This is a genomic window from Bacillus sp. AY18-3 (assembly GCF_008042305.1).
GTDB lineage: Bacteria > Bacillota > Bacilli > Bacillales > Bacillaceae_G > Bacillus_A > Bacillus_A wiedmannii.
In genome coordinates this window covers 13,774-37,270 of sequence record NZ_QKQR01000039.1, presented here as the reverse complement: position 1 = coordinate 37,270, position 23,497 = coordinate 13,774, and the positions used below count along the sequence as shown (strand labels likewise).

The following is a 23,497-nucleotide window of genomic DNA, read 5'->3' as shown; positions in this document are numbered from 1 at the left end:
GATTAAAATGTATTTTACTGCCTTGTTCATATTAGTACCGTCCTAAAAGAGAATTATTTGGATTTTAATATGGTATGTAAAAAAGGTGCATTTATACAAGGGAAGGGTAGTTAGCAAAAGTAAAACAAAATCTTTATTTAAAAACTAAAGAGCGCTTTTTAAAGCGCTCCTTAAGAAAAATAAAAAAGAATACCTCATGATACTGTAAGTATGTTTTTTAGGAATGTGAGGATTTAAAACAAAATCGTTATTTGAGAGAAAGGAGAATGGAAATGTCCTTAGTGGGGAATTTGAAAGAACTCCAAGAAAAAGTCATTGATGAAAAGGTATTGGAATTTGCAGAGGACATGGAATGCGTAATAATCGAAAGTGCTGCAAATGGATATTCAGGTTATAGATATCAAATTCATAAAGAAAATCCAGACAAGCATATTCTGCACTCAAAACCATTCACGGAAAAGTTACAAGAATTAATGGATGGTGTGAAAGTTGAATTTAAGGTAGAAGAAAAGAAAAACATTTTAGGTGGATCTTAACGAACATTACATCCGTTTTAGTTGGAATGACTAATTTCTTAATAAAAACGCTATTTTAAATAAAAGAACAGCTAGTGAAATCTAACTGCTCAGTTCTTTGAAAAATAAGAATTAGAATTTGTGTTTAAAATGGTTTACATCAACTAACGAAATTGCTGTAGAGAGATTAATAAATCTTTTTGAATACGCAATAATGTTTGAACATCATCTTCTTGAAGTTGTTGTAGTGCTAATTCCATTGCCTTGTAGGAAATAGAGTTTTCAATGGATTTTTTCGATGCTTCTTGTCCTTGGTTTGTTACCTTTAATTTTATTTCTCTACGATCTTCATCTGATTGTTTTCGCTCGATGAACTGTAGATTAACTAATTCATCTACATTCACACTCAATGTACTTTTAGGAACTGAAAGACGTTCTGAAATCTCTTTAAGAGTAACATTAGGGAGTGCATAAATTGTATTTAAGATACCCATTTGTTGTACTGTTAATCCTAAACTGGAAGCGTTTTGATGTGTGAACTTTATAATTTCTTTGTTTATTGTTACAAATGATTGGACAACTTCTCCTGCTTGTTTGAAACTTTGATTTTTTAAACTCATAATACTCGTCCCTTTTCTTTTTTAATTTAGTTTAACATAGAATAGTTCATCAATGAACTATTTATCTCTAAATTAATTTAGAAAAGAAATCAATACACGTTATTAATAGAAAACTTAATAAAAATTTCATTTTGTCACAAATAAAGAGCAGTTAGCCTAGTCTAACTGCTCGATACAAAGGTAATAATCTAGATGCATAGATATTATATGCTGAATTATTGATTTTATTCAAGGAGGAATAAAGTAAAGATTTTTTAGGAAATAGGAGTAGGAACAAAATAGAAGAGCAGCTAGCAAAAGCTAACTGCTTGTTGAAAAAAGAATCCAACCCAGGTTATTTACTGACAGAGTTTCAGGAAACAAATGATTAAATTAATCTAACCTTTCAATTACAATTGAAGCATTTACATTTGTTTGTGTTCCACCTGCCAAAGTCTGCAAAGTAACCGCAGCAGCGGAAGTATGATTATTAAGGGTAAGAATATCACCTGCTGCTAAAGTGAGAATTGTTTGCCCATTGTTTTGTTGAGTACCTGCACCTGATCCATAAATAGAGTTGGTAACGGGAGCCCCATTTAAAAAGAGGGCAAATTGATTAGGTTCAACTCCTGATACAGAAAAAGAAATTTTATAATCTCCAGCATTAATAACTGTCATCTGAGAAGTTCCGATCGTATGAGTAAAACCGGATGTGATTCTACCGTGTGAATTAAAAAGAATAGGTGCTTCTAAGGCAACAACTTGAGCTGCTGTATTGAAAACATAAGCATACTGGGATAAACCAGATACTGTAAGACCGGTAGGCCCAGTAGGTCCGGTAGCTCCAGTGGTTCCTGGTAATCCAGTAGGCCCAGGAATCCCTTGGATGCCTTGGATACCTTGAAGCCCAGTTGGGCCAGTCGGGCCGATAGGTCCAATAAGTCCTGGATCACCTTGAATACCTTGGATACCCTGAATTCCAGTCGCCCCAGTTATTCCAGTGGGTCCAATAGGACCAATAGGCCCTGGATTACCTTGGATCCCCTGAATCCCTTGACTTCCTTGAGGTCCAGTGGGGCCAGGAATCCCTTGGATACCTTGAAGTCCGGTTGGTCCTGGTGACCCAGTTGGTCCAGTGGGGCCAGTCACTCCGGTTGGTCCTGGTGGTCCCCCGGAAGGTCCAGTCGGGCCCGTTGGTCCTGGCGGTCCCCCGGAAGGGCCGGTAGGTCCAACAGCTCCAGAAGGTCCAGTTGGACCTACAGAACCAGGAATGCCAGGAATCCCTTGAGGTCCGGTCGGGCCAGGAATCCCTTGAATTCCAGGAATGCCTTGAATGCCAGGAATCCCTTGAATTCCAGTACCCCCCGTTATTCCAGTGGGTCCAATAGGACCTTGAATGCCAGGAATGCCTTGGATGCCTTGGATACCTTGAATTCCCGAAGGTCCAGTTGGACCAATAGAACCAGAAATCCCAGGAATCCCTTGAGGTCCAGAAATACCTTGAGGACCAGTAGGTCCCAGGTTACCTTGAATTCCAGTAGGCCCGGTAGGGCCCGGAGGTCCACCTGAAGGTCCGGTAGCTCCAGTAGGCCCCGAAGGTCCAGTAACACCGGTTAATCCAGTAGACCCGATTTGAGGCAACGGAAAGGCGCATGGAAATGGGGTGTGACATTTCTTTTTAAATTTACTCATTTTTACACCTCCGTTATAAACAACTAGCCAATTTATATTTATACTTTAACAACTTATGAGCAAGCAGACATAGGGGTGTAAGGAAAAACTATAAAAATCACATGAAAGGTTTTAAGAGCAAGCCTCTATTTCACATTCCATACCAAAAAGAGCACCATATATAAGTGCTTTTCTGACCAAGACTTATTGTAAACCTATGACTTGTGAGTGTTCTCGAAATCAAGATATGATTCAAAAATTATTTAGTGCAGGGGATATTAAAAAAGAGCGCTTCGGAAAGCGCCCTTCTGTAACGACTATCCAATCTAAAAAGAAATGATGCAATATATCATATGAAATTATGTGAGTTTAGTTGTGTGTTTTTTGTATAAAAATTTCATTTTGTAGAAAAAGAAAACTAAAAAAGAGCACCATGCATAAGTGCTCTTTAAAATAGGAGGTAACACTTTGAGCTGGATAGTTAGGTTAAAAGTATATGATGTAGAAAAGGAATAAGACCTAAGTTTTATTATTAACTCAATATAAAAGAGCAATTAGCTTTTGCTAATTGCTCGGCCCAAGGTAATAGACATAGAGTGGGTATTAGTAAAATTGGCTATTCACGAGCCTGTTTACAGTGTAACCAAGATTATTAAATGTATTCCCTCTTTAAAAATCTTATTCAAACAGTGTTATTTAAAGTGGGAGTGGAGTAATGAAAAAGAATACTTTTCCTTTAAACATGAAATGATTTTTTAATTCTCAGTATTATATGAGTGCTAAGACAAAAATGTGTAATTAAAAGAGCAGCTAGCAAAAGCTAACTGCTCGGTTTGTTAAATGTTGATAATCTAGCATTTACATTTTCAAAGTAGGGTTATGGGTTCTTATTTTTAATTAAATCGGATCGATGGGAAGTACAACAGCTGAAAATCCACGATTTCCGACTTGAGCCGATGCTACAGTCTCGCTAAATTCCCCTATATTCGCAACAATATGATAGCGAATCGGATCTACCGGTAACACCTGGTCTCCAGGGGAGTCTACCCATGTAAATGTGGAGTTAAAGGGATATAGAAAATCCCCATCACTACCGACTGCGTAGTTCCCAGATACAAAAGTTTCTGTTAACAAGATATTATCCCAGAATAACTGATAGGTGATGGTATCTAAGCTAAAGAAATTATCTTGATCTGCTTCAATATGAACAAGAATATCTGTACTTATTGTCGCATTTAACAGAACTCTGTCACCAATATTTTCTATGGGGACAAAGACCTCCATAATTAGAAAGTTATTTGTATTTGCCGGGAGTTCTATAGATTCAGGTTCTGGTGCAAGAGGAGTGAAAAACAGACTTGGGCCAGTGGGTCCCGTAGGCCCAGTCGGCCCAGTAATACCGGTGGGTCCAGTTGACCCGGTCGGTCCAGTAATGCCTGTGGGTCCTGTAATACCCGTTGAACCAGTTGTCCCAGTGAATCCAGTACTGCCGGTCAGTCCAGTAGGCCCGGTAGGTCCAGTAGCACCAGTCGGTCCAGTTAGCCCAGTAGGCCCGGTAGGTCCAGTAGCACCCGTTGAACCAGTAGGGAATTGAAAAGGTTGCATAGGTGGAAGTGTAGGTCCAATTGAACCGGGATTTAGTGCAGCGGAGGATAAAAACTCGTCCAATATAATTCACCTCTGAAAAATTCGTATTACTAATAGTAAATGCAGGAGTAAAGCCGAATGAAATGGACAAGCGATTGTATATGTGAAATTTAATAAAATAGTTATTTGAATGAGTTTTATCAATAAAAAAAGAGCCATATTAAGACTCTTTTTAAAAAGGTTTATTAATTATTTGTTTTCTAACCAAAACAAAAACTGTACCTGCAACAACACAGGTTGCATAGATTTTGCCACTTATGCCGCCGAAAAATTCAAGTCCGAAAGGTAGTAAAAAAGTAGCAATTCCTACTATGTAAGCAAATATGCCGAATAATTTAGCTAGTTTATTTTTATCACCAATAAAAGTAGCATCTTGGTATCCAGCAATAAGAAATAATTGTTTTTTAATATGAATCAGATAACCCATTATTACAATGATTAAACCAACAAGTGCGCAAATTACAAATCCACCCATAATATTCACCTACCTTATTTAAATTTTACCATATTTAGGTTGCTTTTTATAGGGTTAACAAAGAAGCTCATCTTGTTATAAGGGGGAAGGTAGAATCAAAATGACGAAAATAGAGAAATTGAAAGTGAGCATTTTTTTATAAAATTCTTATTTTGGAGGGGAACAGAATGGAAATCAAAGTGAACGAACAAGCTCAAAAGTTTAATTTAGCAACAAATCAAGGGAATTGGCAACAGGCCATAGGTCATGAAATACAAGTTGGGAAGTACAGATTTTGCGCTGTTCCTATGGGATATCACATAAATGTATCTGAATTAACAACAGGGGTCAGAGCAATAAACGTTAATATCACACAAGAAGTTTGGGATGAGACAGGAACTAAAGAAGATACAGTGAAGTTTTTATATAAAGTCGGAAAAAGAATGGAAGAAGTCATAAATAAAGTTGGGAGCTCTAATTTGGATAAGTTAATTGCGGATTCTTTGAAAAATAATTTAGAAAGAATCGGAGAAATGCCGCCGATTGAAGATGTTGATATGGATTGGATGGCGGATGAGATCAGTGATGTGACTCATTAAGTAATACAAAATCCTTATTTAAACATAAAAAGAGCGCTAATCGAGAGCGCTCCTTATACCTAATTATAATGAAAGTGACGAGCTCACATTATTTAGACAGGTAGTATTATTGTATGCCGAACTATGAGATTAGTGAATGGATCTAGATAAAATCGTTATTTCATTGTAAGTAAAAAGAACACACGTATAAGCATGCTCTTCGATAAGAAAGGCGGATCTCTATGAGTGGAGAGACTCCATACAATATCATATGCTTGTCCAGTTAAAAGGTGAAAAGATTTTAAAAAAACGCTATTTTAATAAGGAATGGCTCTTACTTAAAAGTAAAGAACGTATGGAAAGTTTCAAAATGTTTTTGATGGATTACTAGTTAGGAAAACATAAATCTGGAAATAAAGCTTGATATTCTGGGAGTAATCGAAGGTCAATAGTTGAAGTTGCAAAGAATAGATATTTTTTTTCTAATTCATCAAGCGTTGCTAGGTGATGAGTACCTAAGCCATGCTGGATGCTATGTCTAGAAAGAGTCGGACCAATTTGTAATTTTCGATTTTTCATAGCTTTATTCCATGGGCTGTAAAAGAATTTTAAAACGAAAGCAGGATACATGTAAACGGTAAATGGATGAAACGACCAATGTCGCCCCGCCGAATAGTTACCTTGCGAGTAATTGTGGAGGAATCTGCCACCGTAGTATGGGGCAGGTGGAGTAGGATGGATTATTATCCCATGGTAACGCTGTTTGACAAGGGGAATGCCGTATCTCGGATTGGTATAACCGTGAGAAGGTTCATCCACCATTAGAATAGTCCTAATGGAATACATGTTTTTCCCTAAAGTAGCAAGAGAAGAGAAAAAGGCTTCCTTATCAACACAGCAAAGAAATTCAGTGGTATTTAAAACCATTTTCCATCCCGTAATTTCTTTTTCTATTTCCATTACTTCTTGATCAACTAATAAGGCATCAAACTCTAATACTTTTGAATCTCGGATTTCCCAATGAGGTGCAAATAATTTGCATATTTCAACCGAACGATCAGTAGATCCACGATTAATAAGAATGCCATGATCAAATAGTTTTGTGTGGTGCATTAACCACCATGGGAGTAAATACTCTTCATTGTAAAAATGTGAAATTAAAGTTGTACTAATTAGAAACACCTCCGTTTAACAATGGATAAAATCTTTTTTGTTTTATTATAATATGTTGCTTATTCTAATAATTCTTAGGTATTAATTTAAATGAGTTTAAAACCCAAAAAGATATGTAAAAAAATTGTGTAAACACATTTAAATAAAAATTTCATTTTGTATTAATTTAGAACATAAAAAAGAGCACTTAATAAAGTGCTCTCGTAACGAGGCTCATTTTGTAAAGACTATTTCAATTTATAAAGAAAGGAACACATAATATTTTATGAAGTTATTTTCGATTAAGTGTGTATCTTTTATACAAAATTTTACTTTATAGGAAATGAAAAAGAGCATCATGTGTAGATGCTCTTTGATCAAGAATTTCAGGAGAAAACATATAATGTGAGTTTGCTCATTATAATGTATGCATGCAATTTTTTCTTGTGTCTTTCATATAAAAAAGAGCACATATTTATAGTGCTCTAAAGTTAGGAGGTAACTCTGTCTTTGAACAAAATGAGCTACGTTGTAGATATATGTAATAAATAGAATGATAAGAACCAAAAAATAGCTAGCAAAAGCTAGCTACTTAGCCCCAGGGAAGGGAGAGGAGCGATCAATTAGGTCTAAGTTTGGAATAAGGGTTTTAGATTTTAAGACCTAACCTAAATATAGTATGGATTTTATTTGAGCTATTATGCATATAACTGGTTCCTCTTAAAAGAATGATCAACAAAAAAACAGCTAGCAAAAGCTAACTGCTCCAATCTTAAAGAAATATTAACTGAAATGTCTTAGAAGTTTCTGTATTTAAAGTATGTATCAAAATTTAAAGTATATTTAGTGTATTAAAAAAGGGGACTTCAAAAAATTCCTTTTCTCGGAGTAAATAATCAATGATATTATTTAAGGTTTAAAGAAATTTTATTGGAAATTGGTCAAAAAAGTATACAGATTTCATATAAAATTTTTGAAATAAAAAAGAGCACCATTATATGGTACTCTTCTATGAATCAGTACACCATTCAAATATTGTTAATGTTTGTGAGTCATGAACAATTAAATGGTTTGAAAAGTAAGGATTCAAGATAATGTATGTAAGATGAGTATAAGTTGTTACAAAGAAATAAAAATTAGTCGGCAAAAGCAAAATGATTAGCTCTTAATGGAAAATACAATGCATTATTAGAAACTCATGATACAAACAACTAGGTTGTGAGGGTTAAACTTTTTCAAAAAACTTCGTTTGATATTACTCTAGAATGGAATTATTGAACTTATAAATTAATATGTCTTTTCATTTATTGATAAAATAAACACGTTGATAGGAGTAATAATGTATTCCTTTAAAAATATGCGTTTTTACTAGGAAATTAATCTAAGCACTAGATAAATAGATGCGTATACTTATATTATGTGAGTTGTGAAAGTAATTAAACTGAATTTTTATAGTTTAATTATTAGTAACTATTTTTATTCTAAGAAAAATGAATATTCAAAAATATTCAACGCTATTACAATTGAGTGTTTCTTAGTATAAGAGTATTCTCTCAAAATTATTAAATAAGGAGGAAATAAATGAAACATAATGATTGTTTTGATCATAATAACTGCAATCCGATTGTTTTTTCAGCAGATTGTTGTAAAAATCCACAGTCAGTTCCTATTACTAGGGAACAATTAAGTCAATTAATTACTTTACTAAACTCATTAGTATCAGCTATTTCAGCATTTTTTGCAAATCCAAGTGATGCAAACAGAGTAGCGTTATTCAATTTGTTTAATCAATTTTTAATTTTCTTAAATTCCTTATTACCTTCCCCAGAAGTTAATTTTTTGAAACAATTAACTCAAAGTATTTTAGTTTTATTACAATCTCCAGCTCCTAATTTAGGACAATTGTCTACATTATTGCAACAATTTTATAGCGCCCTTGCACAATTCTTCTTCGCTTTAGATCTTATCCCTATATCCTGCAACTCAAATGTTGATTCTGCAACTTTACAACTTCTTTTTAATTTATTAATTCAATTAATCAATGCTACGCCAGGGGCGACAGGTCCAACAGGCCCAACAGGTCCAACGGGTCCTGGAGGTGGAGTAACAGGTCCAACAGGCCCAACAGGTCCTGGAGGTGGAGCAACAGGTCCAACAGGTCCAACAGGTCCAACAGGCCTAACAGGTCCAACGGGAGCAACAGGTCTAACAGGAGCAACAGGTCTAACAGGAGCAACAGGTCTAACAGGAGCAACAGGTCAACAGGAGCAACAGGTCCAACAGGTCTAACAGGTCCAACAGGTCCAACAGGAGCAACAGGTCCAACAGGCCTAACAGGTCCAACAGGTCTAACAGGAGCAACGGGAGCTGGAGCAGTTATTCCGTTTGCATCAGGTGGACCAGTAGCATTAGCAACTGTTTTAGGTGGATTAGCAAACACAGGAGCACTTCTTGGATTTGGAAGTTCATTCTTCCCTGTAATTGTCCCACCTGGTGGTCCAATTACTATAGGTCCTGTACCTCCAGTATTTGATTTTGCATTTGTAGCCCCTCGCGCAGGTACAATTACTTCGTTAGCAGGGTTCTTTAGTGTAACTGTAGCGGTTGCTTTAGCATTAGGAAGCATACAAATTCAAATGCAGTTGTACAGCGCACCAGCAGCAAGTAATACTTTCACTCCAGTAGGTGTACCATTACTATTAACACCAGCATTTAGTGGTCTAATTGCTATCGGTGCTACTTCAAGTGGCATTGTCGGAGAAGCAATTGCGGTCGCTCCACAAGATAAGATATTACTTGTTGTTTCATCAACTACACCTGGTTTTGATATAGCTACTGCTATTACAGGCTTTGCCAGTGCAGGTATAACATTCGTATAATCACTTGTAAGTTTTGTAGTTGAAAATTTTGATATAAAAAAGAGACTGTCAAAAAAGTATCCACAGATTAACTTTTGAAGACAGTCTCTTTTTTTTATTGTTTTTATACTTTATGCCTGGTGAAAACCATTAAATATGCTTAGAGAATCTGGTGAGATTTTGTTAAGTTAAATGATCACTGCTAGTAAATTACATAATAATAGACGTAAAAAATCAAGGTTTACAGCAGATTGTGGATTACAAACTAATTTCATACACATATAAAGGTATATATCTAAAATATTTAAAGTTTTAGCCTTATACATGTAAGGATTGAGACGTGGGAGGATTATATTTGGACCAATTATCATTTTTCATGCATATAGAGGAGAAAGAAATCCGACCTTTCGTGATAGAAGAGTTGCGAAAATACAGAGTGTTACGTATTAGATTCCAAAATCAGCAAGAAAGAACGGAATTGGGAGCAGAATTGCTGTTTCCTGAGTTAAAGCAAGTGGACAAACATGAGTTGAAGTATAGACAGTTAAAACGAGCTTTTGAGGAAGCTCTCGATGAGGATGAAAAAAGGATTCTTGAAATCAAGTATATGAGCATTAAAGAATTGAATGATGATTATATTTATACTGTTCTTGGTATGAAACGAGGAAGGTTTTATAGAAAAAGAAAATCTGGAATCGTTAATTTGGCTACAGCATTAGGTATGATATAAAAAATAATAGAACTTTTTGGGCACTGTTTTGGGCACTAAATAGGGTACCTTTTTACACTGGGATCAACGGTACGATATTCCTACAGTTACTTGTTCTTTGAAAAGAGCATAACGTGGGGATAACGTATCTATGCGCTCATAATCAATGATTATAGCACCTTTATCAAAACGTTACCGGAGAACGGGCATGGGCGGTAAGAATCCGCAAAAAGGACGAAAAGACCAGCAAGAATCTTCTCAACGAATTAATCATTTAGAGACTCAAGTAGAACAGTTGACTAGGGAAATGCAACAAGCAACACAGCAGATTAACCAAATGAACTCTGCTTTAAATCAAAACGCCACTAGTGCACAATATGCTGGTAACAGTATGGCTGCATTACGCGAAAGATTCGGTGGAGTGAGTGAAACACAAGCAACGATGATACAAGGTCTAGAACGAGCCAGTGGAGCATTGTTTTCAACAGGTGCAGCCGCCACAATTGCTGGTGGAGCAGTCGCTATGGGGCTTGGTTCAAGTGTAAAAGTAGCAGCTGATTTTGAGCAACAGATGGCTATGGCTAAAGTGGGTGCGATTTCTGGTGCGACAGGAAATCAATTAGGCAGTTTAACTGAAACCGCTAAAGAGTTAGGAGCATCCACTACCAAGTCAGCTAGTGAAGTTGCAGTAGGTATGCAGAACTTAGCCGCTTCAGGCTTCGAGGTAAAACGATATTATCGGAGCAATGCCTGGTATTATCGCTGCTTCCGAAGCCGCACAGGAAGATATGGCTATGACCTCTGAAACTGTAGCAGCCGCTTTAAATGTTTTTGGTATGGAAGCGAAAGAGTCTTCTCATATAGCGGATGTATACTTTCTCAATCAGCCAATCAATCTGCTGCAGGTATCTTGGATATGCAGTACAGCTTTAAATATGCAGCACCAGTTGCGAAAATGTTTGGTATATCCCTTGAGGAATTATCTGCCGCTACTGGTATCATGACAGACTCAGGTATCAAAGGCGAACAAGCAGGTAAAGCCTAAATAATTCCGATTATCATACCAGAAGATGTCCAAGGTGGTTTTTGCAGGGCAATATACCAAAAACGATTGATAGGGAATAAAATACTGGAAAGATAAAACAAACCATATGTGAGTAAGAATAACATGATACTAGATTTTCTCATAAACATTCTCCTTATTTTATAGAAGATTACAGAACTCTATACAATAGTATGTCCTTTCAATATATAAAATTATTATATTCAATATGTACATAGGTATTTTTACATTTTGATTAAAGTTACTTAGTGTTACGGTATACAGAAAAAAGAAACTGGGGGATATAGCACATCGCCATCAAGTTAATAAATTGATTGTTCCCTAAAGCAAAAAAATGAACTTAATTTTCATAGATAAATATAGAGAGAAGAAATTCTGTTTTTGGGGTACCTCAAAATCTTGGCTTGATGGGCATGGGGTAGCGTCAGGCAAAGTCGGATTTAAGTTCACTCACACTAGATGTGAAAGAACCCAATAAAAAAGCAATGACCCTTTTTTATAGTTATGATGTAATCACTACAAAAACATAATAACCAACCAAAAGATCATTGCAATGGATAACATTATTTGCTTACAACTAAAGGTTTATAAACTTTCTTGTCAAACAAATACATAATATGGCTAAGTACCAAGAAAAATACTATAAGGCCACCGATGTAGACAAGGGATTTTGCTCCTATTCTGTCATAGTCAAAGAAAAAGTAAGCATAATGTACTGGCTTCCCATCAATTGGCGATATATTGTACACATATCCCATTAGACCTGCGATAGTAGCAAATGCCACATATGAGAGCGGGTATATCAAAACATAATATACATCTCGGTATTTTAAATGATTAGATTCTGTAAATAGAAAATAATCCACAAGGCAAAGAATAGGTGTAATCAAATGTACTGCAAGATTATCAAATTTCCAAAGATAAAAACTTCCACCCATTGTAAAGGTAGTAGGAGCAAGCAACACCCAATAAACGATAAGTGTTAAAAGTAAATCAATTACACATATCATTTCAAAGCGTGGAAAATAGCCAGCACTTCCCGTCTTACCATCATTTATCAATCCCTTAACTGTACGTATAGTAAGTATACTAAACAAGATCAGTGCTAAAAAATTACTTTGGATAGTATAGTACATAAATATCTTAAAATTCATTTCGCCCGATTGGATGCCCATACGTGATAATAGACCATATAATGCAAAAATAAGGCTACCAATTCTAAATAATACCGCTATAACTCTATTACGTATCATACAATTCCTCCTAATTTATATTAATATCATTTCATTCAACCAAATATTCATCCATCATTTCATCTTAAATTTTTACATGAAACGTTATTTTAGCGTTTTAGCGAAGCTTTGTCAAAAATTTACCCTTACCTTCATTTGAATTTATTTGGATTTTCAGATTGATTGTTACTATTCAGCCTTAATGATTAAATAAAAACTATAAATAGACCAGTCTATAGTTGGACTGGTCTACCTGTAAATGCCTTTTCTATTGATTCTAGAATAGAGAGTTGTTTCCTTTTACAAGTCTCAACAAAGCTCATAACCGTGCAATATAATTCATTTCCGCTTTGTTTTCTAAAGCAACCCGATACCTTCTGTTTCAGCTTGCATTTTCGTAAATCTCGCTCGGAAAGATTATTGTTATATGCTACCTTGAAATCCCTTAAGAATAGCAAATGATTCGATTTATACTTCGTTAATCTGTTCAGGAGAGTCTTTTCGGATTCCTTGGCATATTTCCCTTTAGTTTGGATATTTTCGTCATACCCTTTACTAAGCAGATTATCATATCTGGTTTCGTATGCTATAATTTCTTCTTCAGGGAAGCAGGTCGTTGCAAGAGTAAGTGAATGCTAGTGAAATATATAATGGTTGAATGCAGAAATAGGAGAATAAATGGTTCACATAACGACTATGTACTGAGTTCATCATTAAATTAGAGTTAAATCATTTTTTGAGGTATTTTTATTAAAAAGGTATTTTATTTGTTTGAAAGGAGTTAGAAAAGTGAAAAAAAAACATCAAGAACAACCAACCTCATGGCGGCCTAGAGGTTTTATTCAATGGTTACTGACAATCCTTGCAGTAATTGCATTTCCTATTATCAGCATTATGACATACTATATTTGGAATCCAGGCGGTTTTCCTAATATAATGAGTGCTCTTGGAGCGGGTGCATTGATAATACCTACGTTGCTATTAGGTATAACTGTTGTGATAATCATTTTATTAGTATTAGCTGTCTGGAGGAAAGCTTTACTAGCTCGTACAATTTTGATCCCTTTAGTTTTATTATTAAGTTTTCTAACTGTCGAGCCAATCATTAAAATGTTAAACTATGCAAAAAACGAGAATGTTTCCGTTTCACTTAGTTCTCATTTTTTTGGTAAGACAGAAATCACATCAAAATTCACACAGGACGTCGTATACGAAACAACACCTGATGGCGTGGAATTAAAGCTTGATGTATGGCGAGCCCATGGAGACTCAAAACAATCACTACATCCCGCTATTGTAAAAGTGCATGGAGGTGGATGGGTTGAGGGTGATAAAGAAATGGCCCCTCACTGGAGTCAATGGTTAAGTGAATTAGGATATACTGTGTTTGCTATACAATATCGTATGCCACCTCATGCAGGATGGAAAGATGAAGTAGCTGATGTAAAATCAGCAATAGGATGGGTAGCAGAACATGCGGATGCTTACAATATTGATCCTGAAAAAATAAACGTAATGGGACTGTCAGCAGGTGGAAATCTAGCTATGCTAGCCGCCTATAGTATGGGAGATACAAAGTTACCTCCTTCAACAAATGTACCGTCAGTAACTATTAACTCTGTGATTAATATATACGGTCTGTCTGATATGGAGGGAATTTATAAGAATAGTCCAAGTCCTGATTATATGCAAGATGTAATGAAAAAATATATTGGGGGTACACCTTCACAATTCCCTGATCGTTATAAAATACTTTCTCCGATCAGTTACATTCAGGAAAAAACACCTCCTACTATTACACTTTTAGGAACAAGTGACCGAATTGTACCAGAAGAACAGGCTGAAATTTTGGATAGAAAACTAAAAGAAAATAACGTTTCTCATGAACTTTATCTTCTTCCAAGAGCCGACCATGTTTTTGATGGAGCACCAGATAGCTTGAGTACTCAGTTTGCTTATGAAAAAGTAAAAGCCTTTCTTCAAAAGTATAATAAATAAACATGGGGAAGAATAATCCGGGAAGGTTTATTTACATCATTGTAAAAATTTAAACAAGCATTTTGATGAGTTTTTTCAAAATGCTTGTTTTTTAGTATAAATCCAGTATTTATAGTTTTGGAATTTGATTTACACTTCCCAGTGTAGGTGCTCCTTCTAGGCCTAATATGGTATTAGTGGAAAAAACACCTATTGGAAGATTAATATTTAGTGTAATGAGTGCATTTGCGGAATTTGAAAGAGATATGATCGTAGAACGTACACAGGAAGGAAAAGCGATTGCGAAATTAAATCCTGATTTTAGAGAAGGACGGCCAAAGAAATATAATAAGAAACAAATAGATCATGAGTTAATATTATTAAAGATCCATTCTTATAAACAGGTGGCAGAAATGACAGGAATCAGTGAAAGTACTTTGTTAAGGGCGAAGAGAGCGTGAGATAAAGGTAATAAAGAGGGGGAAATATGTGAAATACAGTAAGGGGTACCACCACACATCCATCAAGCTAAAAAATTGTATCCATAAAACGAAAAAAACGCTATTCTTTTTGTAGAAATATACAGAAAGGATGGCGTTTTTGTATGAATCTATCGATTCAAGATGAGTTTCATTTATTCGCTGAAGAACTACAGCGATATCTATCTCCACATATCTTCCAACAACTCGCACAGGAGACAGGTTTTGTAAAACGTAAAAGTAAGTATGGCGCACGAGATATGGCTGCTTTATGTATTTGGATCAGTCGACATGTAGCAAGCGATTCTCTCACTCGATTATGTAGTCAGCTTTATGCAAATACAGCTACACTCATGAGTCCAGAAGGACTTAATCAACGTTTTAACCGATGCGCTGTTTTATTTCTACAGCGTATATTCTCTCTTTTAGTCAAAAGCCAACTAAACGATTCGTCTCAAATCCAAAACCAATATACTTCTTATTTTCAACGTATACGTATTTTAGATGCTACTATTTTTCAAGTACCCAATCATTTATCCCCTATTTATCCTGGTTCAGGAGGATGTGCACAAACAGCCGGTATTAAGATTCAACTAGAGTATGATTTACATAGTGGGAAATTCCTCAATTTTCAAATGGAACCAGGTAAAAATAATGATAAAACCTTTGGTACAGAGTGTTTAGATACCTTATGCCCAGGAGATTTATGTATTCGAGATTTAGGATACTTCTCTCTAAAAGATTTAGACCAGATGGATCAACGAGGGGTATTCTATGTCTCACGGTTGAAATTAAATAATAGAGTATATGTAAAAAATGAATCGCCAGAATTCTTTCGGGATGGGACAGTTAAAAAGCAATCTTTATATGTTTTACTTGACCTTGAAGATATCATGCATCAGATAAAACCAGGAGATACTTATGAGATTCGGAATGCCTATGTTGGACAACAAAAATTACCCTCACGAGTTGTGATATACAGACTTACATCAACTCAAATTCATAAACGTAGGAAGCAACAATCTTATGTTGAAAAGAAAAAAGGAGTTACATACTCTGAAAAAAGTAAACGATTAACAGAAATCAACGTTTATATTACCAACATACCATGGGAAATTGTTCCGATGGAACAGGTTCATGATATCTACTCACTACGTTGGCAAATAGAGATTGTATTTAAAACATGGAAATCTCTTTTTGGTATCAATCATTGTCACAATATTAAGCGAGAGCGTCTAGAATGTCATCTTTATGGACAGTTAATCGCTATTTTTCTTTGTTCTTCCACTATGTTCAAAATGCGACAGCTGTTACTACAGAAAAAACAAAAAGAATTAAGTGAATATAAAGCAATTTATATGATTCAAGATCATTTGTACTTAGTATATGAAGCTATACAAAAAGACACCCAAGAAGTATCAAAAATTTTCTTTCGTCTGTTTGACCTCTTACAGAAAAACGGACGGAAATCGCATCGATATGAGAAAAAGACAGTCTTTGATATTTTAGGTGTCGTTTATCAGTGTACTGTATCCAATCTAAAGCAGAAAACTGCATAATCTTTAAAAATACACCTTATCAAGGTTTATTTGATATGCGTATTTTTAAAAACAAATAAACAAAATATCAAGCATGTAGGCAACATGAACGGAAGTTCATAGGAAACCCAACCTTAGCTTGATGGGCATGGGGATATAGCAACAAAGTACGATTTATTTATAAGGTATAGTAATAGAGGCAATAAAAAAAGTGCTAACAAGTTTGCAAACGAACTTGCTAACACCTATACAAAATAGACATAAAATATCGCTGATATGTCTTCTTTAAAAATAGCTTTAATTAATGAAATAACACTTATACGAAAAACTCATAAAATCATTCTCAATATCTAAATTTAACAATGTCTGTTTCTATGATGCTCCATCTTGGCAGGACAAAGATGTGTCTGTCTCTGTAGATGCAGGATTAGGATTTACGATTGATGCGAATCTAACTGTCTATGGAACATCAATCACAATATAAAGTACACAATAGCAAAGGTAAAGCATACTAAGTAACGGCAAATGAAGCCTATGTATATGTAAAGTGATTTTCACAAAAGAACAGTTTTGTGTACAAAAATAAGAGCCATCCTATTGGATGGCTTTTATAGTTTATATTAACTAATTCATTGAATTTAAATTCTATATTCAAGCCGAAAATGTCTGTACATACAGTTTTCATCATTGGTTCAATATGCGATACATTTATGTACATGTCGTGGATTATTCTGTCACGATAGTATGAAGTTAATATTTCCTCTTTATATTGCATCGAATAAAGAAGAACACAGTCAATCTACTCTCGTATATCCTCTGTAACAATGATTTTTGATACTTCATTCAAATCCTCAAGTATTTCGTGGGTTTTTCATACTATCTTACACTAATTCACTATATATCACCCTTTATTTATTATATATAGTTTGGAAAAATTACCATTTACACACAATCAGTATTAGTGTATTATTCATCTAGTACACTAATACCGAGGAGGGAATAAATGGAAATAGAGTTTTCTCCTAATATCCCGATTTATATTCAGGTAATGGAATACATAAAAAAGGAAATTGTAACAGGTCGTTTAGCACCGGGTGATAAAATCCCAGCTGTACGTGAACTAGCCAGTGAATTACAAGTGAATCCCAATACGATTCAACGCACATTTCAAGAGCTAGAAAGAGAAGGTATTGCTGTGACACGAAGGGGAACAGGGAGATTTGTAACGAGTGAAGGAGAAAAGATTACTGAACTACGCAAAGAAATGGCAACAGAGTTGCTTGATAATTTTATAAATGGAATGGACAATTTAGGATTTACGAACGAAGAAATTCTTCCAATCCTCCATTCTTCATTAGAAAAGAAAAGGAAGGAAAACGAATGACAGAGTTATTAAAAATTGAAAATCTGTGGAAAAGATATAACTTAAAAACAGTGCTTCAAGATTTAAGTGCAACAATTTCTGAAGGGAAAATTATTGGTCTTGTTGGTGATAATGGTAGCGGAAAAACGACATTATTAAAAATGATTGCTGGTTTGCGTTATCCTTCTAAAGGAACTATCACAATTAAGGGTCAGAAGGTAGGAATAGAAACAAAGAAAACTGTTTCATTTATGCCTGATAGTCCTGTTTTTGACGAGTGGATGACGATAAAAGATGCTGTAGTTTTCTATCGGGATTTTTATAGTGATTTTGATTTTCATCAAGCAATGGACTTAATAGCTGAGTTTAAAATGCCATTAGAAGAGCATATAGTTGCTTTATCAAAAGGTGGAGTGGAAAAATTACAACTTATCTTAACTTTCTCCAGGAAAGCAAAGTTATATATATTAGATGAGCCATTGGGTGGAGTTGATCTTGTTTCTAGAAAACATGTACTAGATTTAATTCTTAAATTTTACCGAGAAGATTGTACCATTCTCATTTCAACTCATTTAATAGAAGAAATCGAAAATATATTTGATGAAGTAATCTTTTTAAAAGACGGAACTATTATATTACATGAAAACGTAGAGGAAATTCGTTTTCATCACGGGAGAGCAGTACATGAGTTGTTTAGGGAGGTGTTTGAGCAATGAACCCACTTTTTCTCTATTTATATAAGTGCAATAGAAAAAAAATAGCAGTCTTTTATTCTGGTTTTATTATTATTTCTTTACTTCTTTTATTTAGTACGATAGGACTCTCAAGGGCACTACCTCCATTTATAAAGGATTTAGTATTACTCATATACCTAATAATAATTGGTATAGCTGCATTTTTACTTCTTCTAATAGCGCTGCCTTCTTTCAATAAAATATTAAAAAATTCTATGATTCGTTATACAGCCATCCCAACCCCAATATATATATATGCGAATTTATTATTTTTTACATTAATGTTTATTATTTTATTAGGTATAGGCTTAATTTTTTCATATTATTTTTCACAAAGTCTTTATGATGGAAAAGTAATTGGTTATAATCCCAGTCTTTATGGTGGGGAAGTAACCGGAGAATTTCGACAAGAATATCACAAGTTGTATAGTTACGGAATCTTCCAACACATATTTGCTTTTCTTTTATGGGGAATCGATTTCATGAGTATCCTTATTTCTTGTTATTTTATCATAGCCATTATAAGGCTGTTTCCAGTGAAGTCATGGATGAGTAAAATAATTTTATTCATCATTTTCGTTGCTATCTTTTCAACAATACAAACAATAGTAATGAATGTGTTAAGTAATTTAGAGAAATATGCAGTTACTATTAAAAGTTCTGGGTTCATGGATAAGAATGATTTTTTTGATACATCATTTTACCCTATTGAAGATTTCACTATTTTGGGTCTATGTTTTACTTGCTTGTTAATAATTGTACTCGTAGCGATTACAGGTCGCATTATCAATAAGAAATTAGAGATATAAAAATTCACTTTAAACGCAAAATACATTTTAGGAGGAAATAATGAAAACATCTAATCCAATATTAAAAAAAGACAAATTTCATAAAGAGAAGACAAATGCTTCTACGATGACTATTGGCGGAACGATAGTAAAAACATTTATTATGCTTATCTTACTTCTTGCAGCGTCTGTCTATTCCTACGTACAGATGACACAAGGGACAATGAAAATACCCGTGTTAATTGGAATTATAATAGTTACTCTAATTGTCGCTTTTGTAGTTATATTCATTCCGCGCATATCCCCAATTTGCGCACCGATTTACGCAATATTACAAGGAGTTTTATTAGGAAGTATTTCAGCATATTATACAATGCGCTTTGGTGATTCTATCGCTTTAACTGCCGTATTACTAACAATTTCGATTTTATTTGCAATGTTAGTGTTATACGCAACTCGAATAGTAAAAGTAACTAAAAAGTTTCGTGCGGTTGTAACGGTTGCAACACTTGGAATTTTTATTATGTATTTTATTGTTTTCTTATTGGGCATCTTAGGGGTGAATGTTCCATATATTCACCAAGGTGGGACAATTAGTATCATCATAAGTGCAATTGTAATTGTTGTTGCTGCATTAGATTTATTACTAGATTTTGATTCAATTGAACATGGTACTCATAGTGGAGCACCAAAGTATATGGAATGGTACAGTGCAGTAGGGCTTATGATGACATTAGTATGGTTATACTTGGAGATCCTTCGTCTGGTTTCTTACATTATGAAAAACAAAGACTAAAAAACATCCTGCATGTTTCAAACATGCAGGATGTTTTTGTGAAGGTTTGTGTAATAGAAGAAATATAAAAAAGTGCTAACAAATTTGCAAACGAACTTACTAACAGCTATACAGAATAGACATAAATTATCGTGTCTTATTTGAAAATAGCTTTAATCAGTTAAATTAAACTTATACGAAATGCTCATAAAAATAGTCTTAATACCAAGAGTTTAACCATCCAGATATTTTATTGGTATTGAGTCGAAACCGGGACATGATATTGATTTCTACTCAATTGATGAATGTTTAAAAGAGCGTCAGCCAGAAGAGCCAATTTATAAAGAATGGATTTCTGCATCGGACTGGTTCCGTACTTTAGTTGAAGATCAAATTGCACGGTTAGATACTATCGCTGAACAAGTGACAGAGTCTGACTGCAAGTGAATGAAACAGCATTTTATTATCAATAGTTAATATGAATATTAATTTCGGGAAATGGCTTATACTTTAGAAAAGTGGCGAGTGAATACAGATGTAAAAGAAGTAATTGGATAAAAAAGGTATTACTAAACTTAGGAATAGACAATACCTTTTTATAGTTATTTTTGTAAAGTTATTGTAAATTGCAAATATAATACACTATTTATATTGTATAATTCTAATGTGTTGTATTTAATATTAGTAGGTGGTGATGTATATGTTGTGTTTTATAAAATATAGAAGATAAGCAATTATTATTTTTTATTTATAATGTATTATTTGAATAAATTAATAATAATTCAATTTTAAAGAACCGGGTTTTAATTGATTAGATTATGTAACGTAACGGTTTCTTCTAGTTTTTAGATGATCAAGGCAAATGAAGAAAGGAAGTATTCATTACATGGAAAAACTACGGTTATTAACATTTGAGAATATAGTAGAGCCGCTTTTAAATGAAAGTGTATCATTTATATACTTTCCTATCGAATGGCTTGATATTGTAGAAATACATTATAAGACATTTTTATTAACAAGTAAGTTAAAACGATTGAATGAAAGATTATATGATATGTTTTCTGATATATTATTTATTCAGCATAATCCATATGTATTAAATGAAAATATACCATGGATTGTATGTAAAGAACCTATTAGAAAAGAACAACTCGATTATATTTTCCAAAGTTGGTATGAGATTATTCATGATTGGAAACCTAATAAATTAATAGAATCGCCAAAATATGAATGGCATTACGATTTAATTTCTAATTTAACAGTACTACATGATAATGAAATATATTCTAAGTGGGTGCCCGCTTTAATTTCACATATTTTTTGTGAACAATCTGTACGATTAGAGAATATTAACGAAGAAGATATATATTTTTCTCCTCTTAGATCACAAAATATTTGTGAGGCAATGTCAGAGCCTATTAAAGATGAAAAAACACAAGATTATTTCGCCTACGTATATCGGTTCGAATGTATCACGCGCGGTGGCGAGAATATTCCATTATTAAATGTTTCAATAGGAATTCGGAGGTTTTATCAAGAATATAATCATCCAGATATTCCTTTGCTATTAAGACGTAAACGGGGCATGATATTGGTTTCTACGCCAGAATTTGCATCGAATAATAAGAAATTACGGTTTGTAAAACTAAAAGTACAACAAGCTACAAACGGCATAAAATGGATTAAGATATTTAGAAATTTAAAAGATGATTTTCGTATAGGTGGAGAAGTTGAATTAGAGCATATTCTTCAATATCCGAAAGATTATATGCTAGGAGAAAATCTTAGGGTGTTACTTCCATACAATGAGAGAATATATAAAGTTCAAGGTACTAAAATAAAACCCGGTATAAAAGTAAAGGAAAGAGAGTATCTATTTAAAGGGTTTCAGCAAAAATTCACTTATTTCACATTACTACCAGAATGTAAAAAGATAGCAACAAATAATGAAAATGAATTATTCCCTTTAATTGCACCAAAAGGATTAGAGACTATAACGTTAGAAATATGGTCTGAAAAAATATCGTTGGAAGTTGAACAAGCGTTATTTGAAAGTGAAATTTTGTTAGCTCAAATCGGTGAGTCGTTATATGTATTAAATGCAGATTCTCTAGTATTGTTAAAAATAGTAAGATATAATATTGAAAAAGTATTACAAAATCCATATAAAATGCAATATTGCCAGAAATACAAAACAAATTTAGTAGAGGATGTTATGAAAGCGGTTTATGCTACTGCAGGTGAGCGCAATGATGCGACATTGGCGTTAATCGCAATGGAAAATTGTGATGGGCGTGAAAAAATTGATCCAAAGCAAATCGTTAGAGAAGGGTTTGCACGAACTAACCGTATTTCAGCATTTATTAATTTATTTATTGGCCAAAGTGTATCTCGTACAACAATTATTAATTGTATCCTTAGTTTATTAGAACAAAAAGGATTTTTGAAACGTAGTTGGAATAAAATAAATTTACCTTGTACATATGTTAATTTATCAATTGAGCGAATCTCGAAATTTGATTTCTTACCTATTTTTTCACAAATAAAAGGAAAAGAAATTTCATATAAACTATACGGGAATACAGAGTGGCAAACGATTGATTGTTTATTATTAAATATAAATAAACATAATGCCTTTTTACCGCAGCCTTCAAAAAGAAATGATATGGGGATTCTATTTAAACAATTTGTTTCTGAAACATTATCAGGAATTTTACAACATGTAAAAGCGCAAAATGAACAAGTGTATTTCATTATAGATGCGAATTTAAGAAAATATTGGATAAAAGAGTTACAAAATAAAAAAATTGATATAGATATTTTACCGGAGATTGTTCCTGATGCGCTAAAGGTCCCTAATTTAAACATTATAAGAATAAATACATCTTTTGATACACCAAAATACGGTGTGATAGAACGTGATGATGCTCCTAAAGGTACAAGTTTATATGTAGATCAAAAAGGGATGTATTATAGCACTGGCGAATATTCGCTAAATGGTAGTGAAACATTGCAGCGATACATACTTGAAATATTAACGCTAGGTGTAAAACCTGTAGAAAGGAATTATATCGCTAAAATGGTACACTATATGTGCTGTAATTCAAGTATGCTTCAGGAAAAAAATATACATATGCCGTATTCTATGCATATGGCGAAAGTAATAAAGAGCTATATGACTGATATAGATGCAAGAGAGTTTAAAGAGTTTGATGATGAATTGGATGTAGATATAATGAAAATAGAAAAGAAAGATTCAATTATTTTGCTTTAAATAATAGTAGACAAATCCTGCTCGTTATATTGATCAGGATTTGTCATTTTTTCATGTAAATAAGGATATCCTTTGTCATGTATCTTTTCTT

At 33.9% G+C, this 23,497-nt stretch carries 18 protein-coding genes and 9 pseudogenes; 18 read left to right on the top strand and 9 right to left on the bottom strand.

Annotation, left to right across the window (positions count from 1 at the left end; translation table 11 throughout):
• Positions 1-272 precede the first annotated feature (272 nt).
• Positions 273-570: pseudogene (locus DM800_RS27125) on the top strand (hypothetical protein).
• Positions 571-679: 109 nt separating this feature from the next.
• Here the strand turns inward: DM800_RS27125 and DM800_RS27120 are convergent.
• A complete protein-coding gene (locus DM800_RS27120; RefSeq protein ID WP_087984005.1) occupies positions 680-1,135 on the bottom strand; it encodes a MarR family winged helix-turn-helix transcriptional regulator in 456 nt (151 codons plus the stop codon).
• 372 nt (positions 1,136-1,507) lie between these two features.
• Positions 1,508-2,806: a BclA C-terminal domain-containing protein gene (locus DM800_RS27115; RefSeq protein ID WP_147788016.1), complete on the bottom strand. Its 1,299-nt coding sequence runs from the start codon at positions 2,804-2,806 to the stop codon at positions 1,508-1,510.
• 196 nt (positions 2,807-3,002) lie between these two features.
• Between DM800_RS27115 and DM800_RS29775 the strand changes: the two genes are divergently transcribed.
• Positions 3,003-3,125: a hypothetical protein gene (locus tag DM800_RS29775; protein WP_255289565.1), complete on the top strand. Its 123-nt coding sequence runs from the start codon at positions 3,003-3,005 to the stop codon at positions 3,123-3,125.
• Positions 3,126-3,682: 557 nt separating this feature from the next.
• Here the strand turns inward: DM800_RS29775 and DM800_RS27110 are convergent.
• Positions 3,683-4,453: a collagen-like triple helix repeat-containing protein gene (locus DM800_RS27110; RefSeq protein ID WP_147788015.1), complete on the bottom strand. Its 771-nt coding sequence runs from the start codon at positions 4,451-4,453 to the stop codon at positions 3,683-3,685.
• 151 nt (positions 4,454-4,604) lie between these two features.
• A complete protein-coding gene (locus DM800_RS27105) occupies positions 4,605-4,907 on the bottom strand; it encodes a DUF3784 domain-containing protein (RefSeq protein ID WP_080497114.1) in 303 nt (100 codons plus the stop codon).
• A gap of 167 nt (positions 4,908-5,074) precedes the next feature.
• Here DM800_RS27105 and DM800_RS27100 point away from each other — a divergent pair, with 167 nt between their 5' ends.
• Positions 5,075-5,485, top strand: a complete 411-nt coding sequence (locus tag DM800_RS27100; RefSeq protein WP_147788014.1) for a hypothetical protein — start codon at positions 5,075-5,077, stop codon at positions 5,483-5,485.
• A gap of 366 nt (positions 5,486-5,851) precedes the next feature.
• Here the strand turns inward: DM800_RS27100 and DM800_RS27095 are convergent, their stop codons facing one another.
• Complete coding sequence (locus DM800_RS27095) at positions 5,852-6,577, bottom strand: glycosyltransferase family 2 protein (protein ID WP_255447082.1); 726 nt, start codon at positions 6,575-6,577, stop codon at positions 5,852-5,854.
• 1,620 nt (positions 6,578-8,197) lie between these two features.
• On the opposite strand from DM800_RS27095, the pseudogene DM800_RS27090 reads away from it, so the two are divergent.
• The 5 genes and pseudogenes from DM800_RS27090 to DM800_RS30005 all read left to right on the top strand — a co-directional run bounded on the left by DM800_RS27090 (position 8,198) and on the right by DM800_RS30005 (position 11,228).
• A pseudogene (locus DM800_RS27090) lies at positions 8,198-9,495 on the top strand (exosporium glycoprotein BclB-related protein).
• A 334-nt stretch (positions 9,496-9,829) separates the two neighbouring features.
• Positions 9,830-10,204, top strand: coding sequence for an ArpU family phage packaging/lysis transcriptional regulator (locus DM800_RS27085; RefSeq protein WP_147788013.1), 375 nt, complete (start codon positions 9,830-9,832; stop codon positions 10,202-10,204).
• A gap of 145 nt (positions 10,205-10,349) precedes the next feature.
• A pseudogene (locus tag DM800_RS30015) lies at positions 10,350-10,901 on the top strand (phage tail tape measure protein); the annotation flags it as partial.
• Positions 10,902-10,929: 28 nt separating this feature from the next.
• Positions 10,930-10,995: pseudogene (locus DM800_RS30010) on the top strand (hypothetical protein); the annotation flags it as partial.
• A 59-nt stretch (positions 10,996-11,054) separates the two neighbouring features.
• Entirely contained in the window at positions 11,055-11,228 is a 174-nt protein-coding gene (locus DM800_RS30005) for a phage tail tape measure protein (RefSeq protein ID WP_306298738.1), read from the top strand.
• Here the strand turns inward: DM800_RS30005 and DM800_RS27070 are convergent.
• From DM800_RS27070 to DM800_RS30000, 3 genes and pseudogenes are all read right to left on the bottom strand, one after another.
• Positions 11,228-11,371, bottom strand: a pseudogene (locus DM800_RS27070) (TspO/MBR family protein); the annotation flags it as partial. The gene DM800_RS30005 and the pseudogene DM800_RS27070 overlap by 1 nt on opposite strands.
• A 438-nt stretch (positions 11,372-11,809) precedes the next feature.
• Entirely contained in the window at positions 11,810-12,499 is a 690-nt protein-coding gene (locus DM800_RS27065; protein ID WP_063224289.1) for a Pr6Pr family membrane protein, read from the bottom strand.
• Between the two features lie 212 nt (positions 12,500-12,711).
• Positions 12,712-13,068, bottom strand: coding sequence for an IS66 family transposase (locus DM800_RS30000; RefSeq protein ID WP_370512878.1), 357 nt, complete (start codon positions 13,066-13,068; stop codon positions 12,712-12,714).
• 181 nt (positions 13,069-13,249) lie between these two features.
• Between DM800_RS30000 and DM800_RS27055 the strand changes: the two genes are divergently transcribed.
• The 4 genes and pseudogenes from DM800_RS27055 to DM800_RS29995 all read left to right on the top strand — a co-directional run.
• Entirely contained in the window at positions 13,250-14,476 is a 1,227-nt protein-coding gene (locus DM800_RS27055) for an alpha/beta hydrolase (protein ID WP_255447079.1), read from the top strand.
• A gap of 164 nt (positions 14,477-14,640) precedes the next feature.
• Positions 14,641-14,916 (top strand): annotated as a pseudogene (locus DM800_RS27050) (recombinase family protein); the annotation flags it as partial.
• Between the two features lie 143 nt (positions 14,917-15,059).
• The gene (locus tag DM800_RS27045) at positions 15,060-16,493 is read left to right on the top strand and encodes an IS4 family transposase (protein ID WP_147788012.1); all 1,434 of its coding nucleotides are present in this window, start codon (positions 15,060-15,062) and stop codon (positions 16,491-16,493) included.
• A 325-nt stretch (positions 16,494-16,818) separates the two neighbouring features.
• Positions 16,819-16,987: pseudogene (locus DM800_RS29995) on the top strand (N-acetylmuramoyl-L-alanine amidase); the annotation flags it as partial.
• A gap of 98 nt (positions 16,988-17,085) precedes the next feature.
• Here the strand turns inward: DM800_RS29995 and DM800_RS29765 are convergent.
• Positions 17,086-17,331, bottom strand: a pseudogene (locus DM800_RS29765) (YolD-like family protein); the annotation flags it as partial.
• Between the two features lie 144 nt (positions 17,332-17,475).
• On the opposite strand from DM800_RS29765, the gene DM800_RS27030 reads away from it, so the two are divergent.
• From DM800_RS27030 to DM800_RS27005, 6 genes and pseudogenes are all read left to right on the top strand, one after another.
• A complete protein-coding gene (locus tag DM800_RS27030; protein WP_147788011.1) occupies positions 17,476-17,856 on the top strand; it encodes a GntR family transcriptional regulator in 381 nt (126 codons plus the stop codon).
• Entirely contained in the window at positions 17,853-18,551 is a 699-nt protein-coding gene (locus DM800_RS27025; RefSeq protein ID WP_147788010.1) for an ABC transporter ATP-binding protein, read from the top strand. Before DM800_RS27030 ends, DM800_RS27025 begins: the two co-directional genes overlap by 4 nt.
• Complete coding sequence (locus DM800_RS27020; protein WP_147788009.1) at positions 18,548-19,378, top strand: ABC transporter permease; 831 nt, start codon at positions 18,548-18,550, stop codon at positions 19,376-19,378. Before DM800_RS27025 ends, DM800_RS27020 begins: the two co-directional genes overlap by 4 nt.
• Before the next feature lie 40 nt (positions 19,379-19,418).
• Positions 19,419-20,153: a Bax inhibitor-1/YccA family protein gene (locus DM800_RS27015; protein WP_088008798.1), complete on the top strand. Its 735-nt coding sequence runs from the start codon at positions 19,419-19,421 to the stop codon at positions 20,151-20,153.
• 267 nt (positions 20,154-20,420) lie between these two features.
• Positions 20,421-20,690 (top strand): annotated as a pseudogene (locus DM800_RS27010) (thiaminase II/PqqC family protein); the annotation flags it as partial.
• Between the two features lie 328 nt (positions 20,691-21,018).
• Positions 21,019-23,406: an RNaseH domain-containing protein gene (locus DM800_RS27005; protein WP_142287472.1), complete on the top strand. Its 2,388-nt coding sequence runs from the start codon at positions 21,019-21,021 to the stop codon at positions 23,404-23,406.
• Positions 23,407-23,497 lie beyond the last annotated feature (91 nt).